The following is a 12,366-nucleotide window of genomic DNA, read 5'->3' on the forward strand; positions in this document are numbered from 1 at the left end:
CTTGAACATTGCCACCCAGTTCACGGTTGGACACACGCTCAGGCGTGCGCCAGCTTCAGTCCTTCGAGAGACGTGCCGTCGGATTGTTCGCGGATGCGGTCGATCTGGTCCATCGCCTGCTTTGCGGCAGCATTGACAGGCGACTTTTCGAGCGCTTCCTGTTCACGCCGCAAGGCATTGAACGGCATGCCCTCATAGGCTTCCTGCCGCTTGAACTTTGCGAACACGGTTCGTCCGCTCATTTCGAGAAAGCGCCGGACCTTCAGGTCGCGGTCAACCACGATCATGACAATGACGCCTTTGCCGAAGCGCCCGCGCACATGGCCTGCACCCACGAATCCGTCAGAGTAGCGGGATGTGACGCCTTTCAGCACGTCGGAGTAATGGCGCATCTGAAACCAGACGCCCAGCGACTGCACTCCCCATAAAAGAGCCAAAGCCAGTAAAGCCCATTGCCAGATAGCCATTTTCTCCTCCTCCACCGGAGGCTTCGTGCGTCTTTGAGCGCCGCCAGTCTCCGCCTCTTCACAGAACATTTGTTTTCTTAAATGTCAATATGTATAATTATGAGGTGAAGATTGCGGGAAGGACAAGCTGACAACGGTAGCGGTTTCGCATATGGTCTGTCGGCATTGGAGGCGTGGAATATGGATTTGCTTTTGAAGAACCAGATGGCATCGATGCCGGACTTGCGGCGTCGCTTGCGGCAGTTGCGCTGGTTCAGGGCGACGTTTCGCAAACACGCCAGTCTTCTCCATGATGTCTATGGTGTCGATTATGAGATCGACGAGCAGAAACTGACGGAAGCTTTTCTGAACTGGGTAGAACTGGTCGAGCAGAACAAGCGTTATGCCAAGGTGGACCGCAAGGATTTCATCACCTTTGCCGCCGGGCTGGTTCTGCGTGAACTGATCCGCCTGTCGCCTGCCCGGGCGTTATCGATCCCGAAGGCGAACGAGGGCGAGAATACGCCGCAACACGACATTATCGCCTTCTGGCCGGAGGGGTTCCTCTATACCAATTACTGCATTTGCGCGATTGCCGCCGTGCAGGAGCAGGAATTCGGCGTGGCACAGGATATCGACGCCTGTGCGGACGATTTGCGAACCTGGTGGTCTTACCGGGAAAACGTGGCCGACATGCCGGGCTATGCGATAGCCTTCCTCGACAAGTTTCTGGGTGGCGAGCCGAACTGGGTCATGCCCGATCTCGCGTCGGCCCGCGTGGCGGTGCAGCGCGCGCTTGGCGCGCAAAATCCGTCAGGCGCGATAAAGGGTTAGCGCCTTTACCGGAAGTCGCCCGTCAGCTTGACGGGCGCGGCGGCAGACCGGCGCGTGCGCGCATTTTGTCGAGCAGGGCGGCTGCAATCGGCTCGTAGTTTTCGTCGAAGTGGTGGCCACCCGCCAGTTTCATGACGTCCATGCCCTTCAACTCGCTTGCCGTGCAGGCGGTGTCGTCTTCCTCCTCGCCATAGACGCAGACGACACGGTCGAGCGGAATGCTGGAAATCGCCGGAACGACATCCTTGTCGCCATCCATACCAAGCCAGCCTTCAATGGAGACCTGAAAGGTTGTCGTGGTTTCGACACCAAGCAGCCCGATCATTTTTGTGCGGTCCTGAATGGCTGGATCGAGATATTTCCACGCGAAGGGGAAAGTATCGGCCCCGAAGGAATAGCCAAGCACCGCAACAGGCAATTTCCCTGTCGGATCGGCCTTCCTGATCATTGCCGTGGTGTCTTTGGCGATTTCTTCCGGTGTGCGCTCCGACCAGAAATAGCGCAGAGAATCGACGCCGATGACATGTACGCCATGCGCTTGCAGCCATTCGCCGATGGATTTGTCGAGATCGCGCCAGCCGCCGTCACCGGAATAGAAGACCGCGACCATCTCCGCATTGCCGCCCTTGGCGGGAAGATTGACAATCGGCAGGGCTTCATTCTTGGCGTCCTGATCAGCCATGGCGACAATGTTATCAACCGCCATTTTCATGCGCGCCGGGAAATCCTTGGCGCTCTGGAGAATGGCGATATTTTGTTGCCGTGCTTCGACCGGGTTGTTGGTCTCCGTTCCGGGAGGGGCGACCACCAGAGCAGGTGCTGGTATCTGGGCGCCAAAAGCATAGGTAAATGCACCATCCGGTGTTTTCGTCGCAGCCGCCTTTTCTGTACAGGAGGGCAGGCGGGTTTTCGCCGGGGCAGGGTCGAGCGAGACAGCGCCCGCAATGGTCGCATCGGGCGAATCCGACGCCGCGGCATAGGCAATCGTCGCACCCTGGCCGATGCCGGTCAGCACCGGATGGAAATAGACATCGAGATCAAGCCCGCGCAGCGCTTCCTTGGCGATGGCCTCAAAATCGGAGTCGAGGTAGTTGCATTCGCCATCTTCCTTATCGAGCGAAGCCCGCCATGGGCCGAGTTCCACCGGCAGGACGATCATGTTTTTCGCAAGCAGCGCGTCCATATAGGCGCGCTCCTTCTCGCCGATGCCCGCCTCGTCGCTGAGAAGGATCGTAAGTCCGACCGGGTCACCGTTCGGCATATAGACCGGGATGCTCGACAGCCGTTCGGCGCTTGCATGAATGACCGGCTCTTCAGAGCCTGTAAGTTTGGTCCACATGCGGGCGATCTTGCCAGTATGCAGCGACGCGTAAACGCCCGCCGCTCCAAGCAGCACAAGCCCGACCACGGTAAAGAGGACGCGTTCTTTCTTCATTTACGGATGAACTCCAGTGGGCTGCCGTTGATCAGGGTTGTGGCGTCGAGAAGGGCGCGCGGTGTTTCCAGTCCGCCGGGGCAGACCATGTAATGCGGGGTCCAGACAGGATCGAATTTTTCCTTGAAGGCTTTCAATCCGTCGAAATGATAGAGGTCCGCACCGCGCTTGTAGATGAAGGAGCCGAGCCGGTTCCAGCGCGAGGCGAGCCTGCTGCCGCTCAGTCCGGCAAGCGGGGCCGCGCCGAGATTGAACCACTGGTAGCCTTCGTTTTTGCTATACATGAGCAGCTTGGCGAAAAGCGCATCCATCAGCAGCTTGTGCACATTGGGCATATAGCGCATCAGGTCCACGGTGATCTCGTATTTGTTTGCGCCGCGCCACAGATTGGCAAAGGCCACGATCTCGCCTTCGCTTTTCAGCACGGCGACATCGAAGCGCTGCATATAGTCGTCATCGAAATAGCCGAGCGAGAATCCCTTTTCGCTGCCGGATTTGAAATCGAGCCAGGCGTTGGAAATTTCACGCAGGCGCGGGAGGATCGGTGGAATGTCAGCCGCCCGAATAATTTCGAAGGTGAGGCCGTCCTTGTCGATCTTGCGGTCGGCATAGCGGAATGGCTGGCGACGCGGCCCTTCCAGTGAAAAGTCCGTCAGGTTCACGCGGGCCACTTCGCCTAGTTTCAGTGCGACAAGCCCCATGTCGAGAAACAGCGGCAGGCTTTGCGGGCCAACGCCGTAGAAAACCGTGCGCAGCGCTAATCTGTCCGCAAGCGCGTGAAACGACCATGCCGTTTCCTTGCCGGTTTCGGGGTTGCCGATCGGCTCGCCGAGCGCGATCAGGCTGCCACCGGATTGGGCATACATGATGAAGGCGCTGTTATCCGGTGCGAGCAGAAACTGCTTGTCCCCCAACATGGCCAGCGCCGCGTCCGTATGCGGACATTCCGCCACCAGAGTAGGCACTACTTCGGGGATCGAATAATCGACCTTTCGCCTGCGATGGCTGTTGCGGTTGATGATCGAATGCAGGCCGACAGCGGCGACCACTGCAAAAACCAGCACGGTCGCCCGCAGGAAGCGTGGCGCATTCCCGCTCCATGCGAAATCCCACCAAAGATCGCTCGAATATTCGACGTGCCGGTAAACGAAGAAGCCAAGCCATGTGGAAACAAGCACCGTGGTGCCGACTGTGGTGATCCAGTTCCAGCTCAGTTCGAAAGGTCCGGATATCGGGCGGCGATAGAAGGAATCGCGAAAATTCCAGAGCGTTGAAGCGAAGATGCAGAGAATGACGGCTTCTTCCCAGTCGAGGCCCTTGGCGAGTGAAAACACCGCTCCGCTGAGAAGCAGCGTCATCGCCGCAACCCAAGCCCGTTCCAGACGCTTGGAAAGGCCACGCGCAACGATGAGCAGCGCGACGCCCACGAGGCTTGCCGCCAGATGCGACATTTCCATCAGGAATTCAGGCACGATGTCGGACAAAAGCTCAACGCGATAGCGCAAATTGGGTGTCGCGCCCGAAATGAGCAGGATGATGCCGCCCAGAAAGATGATGCCAGCGGAAAGGCTTGGCACCAGAGGCTCGAAAAGGCGTTTGGCGAAGGCGGCCTGTTTGCCCAGCATCTGACGCCGCCGCATCGCTTCCCAGACGAGAATGCCAGCCGTTGCCACGACGAGCGGCATGACCGTGTAGATGATGCGATAGGCGAGAAGTGCTGCGATCGCGTCCGGTTTTCCGCCGAGGCCCAACCCGGCGATGATCGTTGCTTCGAAGGCGCCGAGGCCGCCGGGCGCGTGGCTGGCGATGCCGAGAACAATGGCGATCACATAGACGAGTGCGAAGACGGCGAAACTTGGCACTGCATCAGCGGGCATCAGGACGTAGAGTGTGGCCGCGGCAGCGCCGACATCGACCAATCCGGCGCAAATCTGGATCAGTGCGCCTTTGGAATTGGGAAGGCGCAGGCTGAACGAACCGATCCTGACGCTGCGCTCGCCATGCGACAGCCAGTAGATAAGCCAGCCGATGCCGCCGAGGATAACCACGCCCGCCACGATATCGATGCGCGAATCGATGGCGGATAGCCAAGGCACATCCTGGGGATCGATGAGGAGTGCAGCCCCGACCATGATGATCAGCGCAAACCAGATTGCGAACCACGATGTGCCGACGATCTTGCCGATATCGGCGAGGCTGACGCCTTCGGCGGCATAGATGCGATAGCGCAGCGCGCCGCCGGTCAAAAGCGAAAAGCCGAGCGCATTGGAAATCGCATAGCCCGCAGCGCCTGCAACCGCCGCGATACGGCGCGGAATCTGGTTTGGCGCGATGGTGTCTACGGCCACGACATCGTAAAGAGCGACAGCGGCATAGCTCAACACCGTAAAGAAGACGGCGAGCGCCAGCGTCGTCCAGGAAATGCTATGCAGTGCTGCAAGCGTTTCCGAACGCGACGTGTGCTGGAGCATTGTTTCCAGAACATAGATCGCCAGCAGCGCGATGGCGATGCCCGCAACCGGAAACAGAAAATGCTGATATCGCCTCAGCCAGCCTAAAGGCCCGGAAGACGCAGCGTTATGTTGAGAAGGCACTTCATCATCAATCAAGCTCATCGGAGCGTCGTCCAGTTGGAGCAATCAACAAATTATAGTAAAGGCGGGGAGTGATCCCGATTTTGGGCAAACTTGTGTTCTAATGTCCTATTGTATCAAAAATATTCAGAGTTGCACAAAACTTGGTCTATATAAGCCTGCGGTTCGCCCGGGCAGCAAGCAATTTCATGAACGAATGAGGTAATCGTGCTCGATGTTTCCTACATGACGGCGGCTGGTGCGGGAGCGCTGTCCTTTTTATCGCCCTGCGTTCTTCCGCTGGTGCCCCCTTATCTTTGCTATATGGCTGGCGTGAGCGTTGAAGATTTCCGCGCTGATAAAGCCGCCCGCGTTGCGGCTGAACCGTCCGCGCGTCGCTCGCTTGCCTTTGCCGCTATCTGCTTCGTCCTCGGCTTCACCACAGTTTTCGTGGCGCTGGGTGCTGGCGCATCGTCTATCGGTGCATTTTTGCGCGCATGGCAGCAGGAGATCGCCATTGTCGCCGGTGTGGTCATCATACTTATGGGCCTCAATTTTCTGGGCCTGCTGCGCTTGTCCTTCCTGTCGCGCGAGGCGCGCTTTCAGGCACGCAATGCGCCTGCTTCGCCGCTCGGCGCTTATGTCATGGGGCTGGCCTTCGCATTCGGCTGGACGCCCTGCATCGGCCCTGTGTTGGGGCCGATCCTGACACTGGCCGGTGGCAGCAGCACCGTCGGCGAGGGGGCGCTTCTGCTCGCAATCTATTCGCTGGGGCTTGGTATTCCTTTTCTGGTCGCTGCGCTTTTCTCCGGCGCCTTCATGCGCTTCCTGTCCCGCTTCCGTGTGCATCTCGGCAAGGTGGAAAAGGCAATGGGCGCACTGCTCGTCGTGGCCGGGGTCCTGTTCCTGACCGGCGGCATGCAATCCTTCTCGTTCTGGCTACTGGAGACTTTTCCAGCGTTGGGGCGTCTGGGCTAGGCAACAACCGTAAGCTTCCATATACGCTTTGATGTTAAAGCGGATGAACATCACGATTTTCTGGATAATGTCATGACAGACCGTACTTGCCTTTCCATCGTGCTTGCTGCCGGCGAAGGCACACGCATGAAATCAAGCCTGCCGAAAGTGCTGCATGCAGTCGCGGGCCTGCCGCTGGTCTGCCATGTGGTCAAGGCCGTGCAGGGGACAGGCAAAAGCGATGTCGCGCTGGTCGTCGGACGCGGAGCGGAAGACGTGCGCGGCGCGGTTGAGAAAATCGCGGGTCCAGTGTCCTCTTTCGAACAGACGGAACGCCTCGGTACGGCCCATGCCGTGCTTGCCGCGCGTGAGGCGATTGCAAATGGCTATGATGATCTGCTGATCGTCTTCGGTGATACGCCACTGATCGAAGCGCAGTCTCTGCAGGCCGCGCGTTCGCGTCTGGCCGATGGCGCCGATATCGTTGTAATCGGTTTCCGTCCGACCAGCCCGCACGGCTATGGCCGCCTGATCGAAGACGGTGACCGACTGGTCGCCATTGTCGAAGAAAAGGAAGCGACGGACGCCCAGAAGAAGATCGGCTTCTGTAATGGCGGCTTGATGGCCGTGCGCGGCAGTCATGCTCTTGCACTGCTGGATGCAGTCGGCAACGACAATGCCAAGGGCGAATATTATCTTACCGACATTGTGGCCATCGCGCATGACAAGGGCCTCAACGTAACCGCCATCGAAGTGCCGGTTGATAATGTCATCGGCATCAACAACCGTGCAGAACTCGCGGAAGCCGAGGCCATCTGGCAGAACCGCAAGCGCCGCGAGATGATGCTGGCCGGTGTGACGCTGATCGCGCCGGAAACGGTGTTCTTCAGCCATGACACGCTGGTTGAAGCTGACGTCATCATCGAGCCGAACGTATTCTTCGGTCCGGGCGTACATGTTGCAACGGGTGCGCTCATTCATTCCTTCTCGCATATGGAAGGCGCGAATGTCGGTCCGAGCGCGGAAATCGGGCCTTTTGCACGACTGCGTCCCGGTGCAAAGCTCGGCGAGAAAACCAAGGTCGGCAATTTCTGCGAAGTGAAGAACGCCGATGTGCGCAAGGGTGCCAAGATCAATCACCTGACCTATATCGGCGATGCGACCGTCGGCGCATCCAGCAATATCGGGGCAGGGACGATCACCTGCAATTACGACGGTTACAACAAGTATAAGACGATTATCGGCGAAAATGCCTTTATCGGCTCCAATTCCTCTTTGGTGGCGCCGGTGGAAATCGGCGACAACGCCTATGTCGCATCCGGCAGCACGATCACCGACAATGTGCCTGCCGACGCGCTGGCTTTCGGTCGTGCCCGACAGGAAACCAAAGAAGGCCGGGGCAAGATCCTGCGGGAGAAGTATGCCGCCATCAAAGCGGCTAAAACCTCATCGAAATAAATCGACTATCAGACGACCCCAGGGCGGATGGCTTGGCTTGCCGTTCCGCTTTAGAGTCTTTAAACCGGCTGGCAAAAGCAAGCGACCCAGATCTGGAGCAGATGCATGTGTGGAATTATCGGTATTATCGGCAAGGATGAAGTCGCGCCGCTTCTGGTCGATGCTCTGAAACGACTGGAATATCGCGGTTATGACTCCGCCGGTATCGCCACCTTGCAGGGCGGCAAGCTTGACCGCCGTCGTGCGGAAGGCAAGCTCGTCAATCTGGAAAAGCGCCTTGCCGGTGAGCCGCTTCCGGGCGTGATAGGCATCGGTCATACGCGATGGGCTACCCATGGCAAGCCGGTGGAGCGTAATGCGCATCCGCACATCACCGAGCGCCTTGCGGTGGTTCATAACGGCATTATCGAGAACTTTGCCGAACTGCGCACCATGCTGGAAGCCGAAGGCCGCAAGTTCCAGACCGAAACCGACACCGAAGCCGTTGCGCATCTGGTGACGCGTGAGCTGGAAAAGGGCAAGTCGCCGGTTGAGGCCGTGCGCGATTGCCTGCCGCAGCTTCATGGCGCATTCGCGCTCGCATTCCTGTTTGAAGGCGACGAAGAACTGCTCATCGGCGCCCGTCAGGGACCGCCGCTGGCTGTCGGCTATGGCGACGGCGAAATGTTCCTGGGCTCCGACGCGATTGCGCTGTCGCCCTTCACCGACACCATTGCCTATCTGGAAGATGGTGACTGGGCTGTGCTGACCCGCAAGGGCGTCACCATTTATGACGAGAACAACAATCAGGTCGAGCGCACGATCCAGAAGACGCAGACGGCCAATATGCTCATTTCCAAGGGCAATCATCGTCACTTCATGCAGAAGGAGATGTTTGAGCAGCCGGAAGTGATTTCGCATACGCTTGCCAATTATCTCGATTTCACCACCGGCAAGGTGCGTCAGGAAGCGATCGGCGTCGATTTCAGCAAGATTGATCGTCTGACGATTTCAGCCTGCGGCACGGCTTACTATGCCGCATCGGTGGGTAAATACTGGTTCGAACAGATTGCCCGTCTGCCGGTCGATAGCGATATCGCATCGGAATTCCGCTATCGCGAAATGCCGTTGTCGAAAGATTCGCTGGCGATGTTCGTTTCCCAGTCCGGCGAAACGGCGGATACGCTGGCATCGCTGCGTTATTGCAAGTCGCAAGGCTTGAAGATTGCCGCCGTCGTTAACGTCACAGGCTCGACCATCGCGCGTGAATCCGATGCCGTGTTCCCGACGCTTGCCGGTCCGGAAATTGGCGTTGCCTCCACCAAGGCCTTCACCTGCCAGCTTTCGGCCATGGCGTCGCTCGCCATCGCCGCCGCCAAGGCGCGCGGCGCGATTGACGATGCGCGCGAACAGGAACTGGTGCGCCAGCTTTCCGAAGCCCCGCGTTTCCTCAATCAAGTGCTGAAGCTGGAAGATCAAATCGCGGCAGTTTGTACCGATCTCGCCAAGGTCAATCACGTTCTTTATCTCGGTCGTGGCACGTCCTTTCCGCTTGCCATGGAAGGCGCGCTGAAGCTCAAGGAAATCTCGTATATCCACGCCGAAGGCTATGCCGCCGGCGAGTTGAAGCACGGCCCAATCGCGCTGATCGATGAAACCATGCCGGTCATCGTCATTGCACCGTCTGACCGTCTTTATGAAAAGACCGTTTCCAACATGCAGGAAGTGGCGGCCCGTGGCGGTCGCATCATCCTGATCACCGACAGACGAGGTGCGGAAAGCGCCAGCGTCGATACGATGGCAACGATCGTCCTGCCGGACGTGCCGGAATTCATCACGCCGCTCGTCTATGCGCTGCCGATCCAGATGCTGGCCTATCACACCGCTGTCCTGATGGGCACGGACGTCGATCAGCCGCGCAATCTGGCAAAATCGGTTACGGTTGAATAAAATTAGCTCGTTATAGAGTTATCTTAATGAAGTGATAGAAGACGTCGATCTATGCCTCGACGTCTCATAACGCCTCATCCTGAGGAAGTGCGAAGCACTGTCTCGAAGGACAAGGCGTTACTGCCCACCCTTCGACAAGCTCAGGGTGAGGGGAGCGGTAGTGCGTCCTTTATTCGTTCTGTTATCCGGCCCTAAGCAGCCTTATCGCTTCATCGCGTCCGAAGAGATAGAGCAGCACACGCAGTGCCTGCCCGCGTTCGGATTCCAGATCGGGATCGCTGGTCAGGATATAACGTGCATCCTTGCGGGCGATTTCCAGAAGATCGCCATGCGCCTCGATGGAAGCCAGACGAAAACCCGGCGTGCCAGACTGGCGGGTGCCGAGCAGCTCGCCTTCGCCGCGCAGTTTCAGGTCTTCCTCGGCAATGCGGAAACCGTCTTCCGTCTCGCGCATCACCTTCAGCCGCGCCTGTCCGATTTCACCCAGTGGTCCCTTGTAGAGCAGAAGGCAGGTCGATGGCTTGTCGCCACGCCCCACACGCCCGCGCAACTGATGCAATTGCGACAGGCCGAACCGTTCGGCGTGCTCAATGACGATGATGGTTGCGTCGGGCACGTCCACGCCGACTTCAATAACGGTGGTGGCAACCAGAAGCCGCGTCTCGCCTTGCTTGAAGGCGCGCATCGCTTCGTCTTTTTCGGCCCCATTCATACGGCCATGGATAAGGCCGATCCGGTCACCAAACACGGATTTGAGGCTTTCGAAACGCTCTTCCGCTGAGGTCAGTTCAACGACTTCGGATTCCTCCACCAACGGGCAGATCCAGTAGATTTTTTGCCCTTCCTGAACCGCTTTGCGGATGCGCTCCACCAGTTCACCCATACGTTCCATCGGCAGGATCGCGGTTGTGATGGGCTGTCGTCCGGCGGGTTTTTCGGTGAGCTTAGAAACGTCCATATCGCCGAATGCGGTCAGGACCAGCGTGCGCGGGATCGGTGTTGCTGTCATCACCAGCATATCGGGGGCGGTGCCCTTTGCCGTCAGCATCAGGCGCTGATGCACGCCAAAGCGGTGCTGCTCGTCGATGATGACCAGAACGAGGTCGTGATACTCGACCTTTTCCTGAAACAGCGCATGGGTGCCGATGACGATATCGATTTCGCCACTTTTCAAGCCTTCCAGCACGGCGTTGCGGTCTCGGCCTTTTTCGCGGCCCGTCAGCAGGGCAGCTTTCAGCCCGGCTTTTTCGGCAAGCGGCGCGATGGTTGCGAAATGCTGGCGGGCGAGCACTTCGGTTGGAGCCATCAGCGCCGATTGACCGCCGGATTCGGCGGCATGCGCCATGGAAAGCAGGCCCACCACGGTTTTGCCGGAACCGACATCGCCTTGCAGAAGCCGCAACATGCGCTCCGGCGACTTGAGGTCTGTGATGATCTCACGCACGGCCTGATCCTGCCCCTTGGTCAGGCGATAGGGCAGGTGCCGCATGATTTCGGTCACAATGCGTCCGGTGCCTTCCAGCGGTCGACCGGAAAGCCTGCGTGTCTTGGCACGGACGAGGGCCAGCGCCAATTGCCCGGCTAAAAACTCGTCATAAGCCAGCCTGCGCCGCGTGATGCCTTCAAGCGCAATGTCGGACGGGTCTTCCGGCTGGTGCAGGGTATTAAGCGCGTCCTGAAAGCTTGGAAAACGCTCGCGCGCCAGCAAGGGGCCGTCGATCCATTCCGGCAGTGGCGGAACACGCGTCAGCGCTTCCTTGACGGCACGTCCGAGGGTTTTGGGCGACAGGCCTGCTGTCAGCGGATAGACCGGCTCTACCATTGGCAGATTGGCGGCGTCTTCGAGGCTCGCAATGTAATCCGGGTGTACCATGGAAGCACGCCCGTTGAACCATTCCACCTTGCCGGACACGATGACGGTTTCGCCTTCGGGCAGCATTTTTTGCAGCCATGGCAGTTGCGCATGGAAGAAAGTCAGCGCAATTTCGCCGGTTTCGTCATGGGCAAAGACGCGATGCGGAACATTGCCCCTTCCAGGCGGTGCAGGCTGGTGCTGATCAACGACCACTTCCAACGTGACGATGGCGCCTTCCTGCGCCAGCGCAATGCCGGGGCGGTTGCGCCGGTCGATCACGCTGTTCGGCGGCAGAAACAGAAGCTGGCCGACTTTCGGTTCCGCACCGGGCACATCGGTGCCGAGAAGTTTGCCAAGTAAAACCGCTACCTTCGGGCCAATGCCGGAAAGCGAGCGGACGGAAGCGAAAAACGGATCGAGCATGGATGGGCGCATGGCTCAGACCATTAACTGCTTCGCGGTCAGGTGCAAGTGTGCGCCATCATCTTTTCGTGCTCTTTTTGTTCTTGTCTGATAAACAGGTTCCCTGTTCGGTCGCAGATGCTATATACCGGCAGCGATTTTGATAAATGGAGCAGTTCCGACATGACTGGCAGCACACTTGCGGCGGAAAATCTGGATGTACGGCGTCGCAAGCTTTTGTTTCGCGCCTGGCATCGCGGCATGCGTGAGATGGATTTGATTCTTGGCCAATATGCTGATGCGTATATTGTCAGTTTCACCGATGCCCAGCTGGATGAATTCGAGCAGATTCTGGAAGTGCTGGATCGTGATCTTCTCAAATGGGTGACGGGCGAAAGCCCTATCCCCGCAGAACATGATACGCCGCTGTTCCGCGATATTGTCGCCTTCCGTGACCGCATAGAGTTTTAAGAAATC

At 58.3% G+C, this 12,366-nt stretch carries 9 protein-coding genes; 5 read left to right on the forward strand and 4 right to left on the reverse strand.

What is annotated here, in order from left to right:
* Positions 1-38: 38 nt before the first annotated feature.
* Positions 39-467, reverse strand: coding sequence for a transcriptional regulator GutM (locus HWD97_RS03485; protein ID WP_109367539.1), 429 nt, complete (start codon positions 465-467; stop codon positions 39-41).
* A 180-nt stretch (positions 468-647) separates the two neighbouring features.
* Between HWD97_RS03485 and HWD97_RS03490 the strand changes: the two genes are divergently transcribed.
* The gene (locus tag HWD97_RS03490) at positions 648-1,280 is read left to right on the forward strand and encodes a hypothetical protein (protein WP_109367538.1); all 633 of its coding nucleotides are present in this window, start codon (positions 648-650) and stop codon (positions 1,278-1,280) included.
* Between the two features lie 22 nt (positions 1,281-1,302).
* Here the strand turns inward: HWD97_RS03490 and HWD97_RS03495 are convergent, their stop codons facing one another.
* Positions 1,303-2,715 carry an AcvB/VirJ family lysyl-phosphatidylglycerol hydrolase gene (locus tag HWD97_RS03495; RefSeq protein WP_181376044.1) on the reverse strand — a complete coding sequence of 471 codons (1,413 nt, stop codon included), beginning with the start codon at positions 2,713-2,715 and terminating at the stop codon, positions 1,303-1,305.
* Positions 2,712-5,330: a bifunctional lysylphosphatidylglycerol flippase/synthetase MprF gene (mprF, locus tag HWD97_RS03500; protein WP_167836101.1), complete on the reverse strand. Its 2,619-nt coding sequence runs from the start codon at positions 5,328-5,330 to the stop codon at positions 2,712-2,714. Before mprF ends, HWD97_RS03495 begins: the two co-directional genes overlap by 4 nt.
* Positions 5,331-5,516: 186 nt before the next feature.
* Between mprF and HWD97_RS03505 the strand changes: the two genes are divergently transcribed.
* The 3 genes from HWD97_RS03505 (at position 5,517) to glmS (ending at position 9,632) form a co-directional block, all read left to right on the forward strand.
* The gene (locus HWD97_RS03505) at positions 5,517-6,266 is read left to right on the forward strand and encodes a cytochrome c biogenesis CcdA family protein (protein WP_109367536.1); all 750 of its coding nucleotides are present in this window, start codon (positions 5,517-5,519) and stop codon (positions 6,264-6,266) included.
* Between the two features lie 72 nt (positions 6,267-6,338).
* Complete coding sequence (gene glmU / locus HWD97_RS03510; protein WP_109367535.1) at positions 6,339-7,703, forward strand: bifunctional UDP-N-acetylglucosamine diphosphorylase/glucosamine-1-phosphate N-acetyltransferase GlmU; 1,365 nt, start codon at positions 6,339-6,341, stop codon at positions 7,701-7,703.
* Positions 7,704-7,808: 105 nt separating this feature from the next.
* Positions 7,809-9,632 (forward strand): glutamine--fructose-6-phosphate transaminase (isomerizing), encoded by a 1,824-nt coding sequence (gene glmS / locus HWD97_RS03515; protein ID WP_109367534.1) that lies wholly within the window; start codon positions 7,809-7,811, stop codon positions 9,630-9,632.
* Positions 9,633-9,813: 181 nt separating this feature from the next.
* Here the strand turns inward: glmS and recG are convergent, their stop codons facing one another.
* Positions 9,814-11,922, reverse strand: coding sequence for an ATP-dependent DNA helicase RecG (gene recG, locus HWD97_RS03520; protein ID WP_109367533.1), 2,109 nt, complete (start codon positions 11,920-11,922; stop codon positions 9,814-9,816).
* A 150-nt stretch (positions 11,923-12,072) separates the two neighbouring features.
* Between recG and HWD97_RS03525 the strand changes: the two genes are divergently transcribed.
* Positions 12,073-12,360 (forward strand): succinate dehydrogenase assembly factor 2, encoded by a 288-nt coding sequence (locus HWD97_RS03525; protein WP_109367532.1) that lies wholly within the window; start codon positions 12,073-12,075, stop codon positions 12,358-12,360.
* Positions 12,361-12,366: the final 6 nt, after the last annotated feature.

Origin of the sequence: Ochrobactrum sp. C6C9, from assembly GCF_022627935.1 — a bacterium.
GTDB lineage: Bacteria > Pseudomonadota > Alphaproteobacteria > Rhizobiales > Rhizobiaceae > Brucella > Brucella teleogrylli.

Coding starts and splice junctions, on each gene's coding strand:
- HWD97_RS03485 (WP_109367539.1), bottom strand. CDS start 467: ATGGCTATCTGGCAATGGGCTTTACTGGCTTTGGCTCTTTTATGGGGA.
- HWD97_RS03490 (WP_109367538.1), top strand. CDS start 648: ATGGATTTGCTTTTGAAGAACCAGATGGCATCGATGCCGGACTTGCGG.
- HWD97_RS03495 (WP_181376044.1), bottom strand. CDS start 2,715: ATGAAGAAAGAACGCGTCCTCTTTACCGTGGTCGGGCTTGTGCTGCTT.
- mprF (WP_167836101.1), bottom strand. CDS start 5,330: ATGAGCTTGATTGATGATGAAGTGCCTTCTCAACATAACGCTGCGTCT.
- glmU (WP_109367535.1), top strand. CDS start 6,339: ATGACAGACCGTACTTGCCTTTCCATCGTGCTTGCTGCCGGCGAAGGC.
- glmS (WP_109367534.1), top strand. CDS start 7,809: ATGTGTGGAATTATCGGTATTATCGGCAAGGATGAAGTCGCGCCGCTT.
- recG (WP_109367533.1), bottom strand. CDS start 11,922: ATGCGCCCATCCATGCTCGATCCGTTTTTCGCTTCCGTCCGCTCGCTT.
- HWD97_RS03525 (WP_109367532.1), top strand. CDS start 12,073: ATGACTGGCAGCACACTTGCGGCGGAAAATCTGGATGTACGGCGTCGC.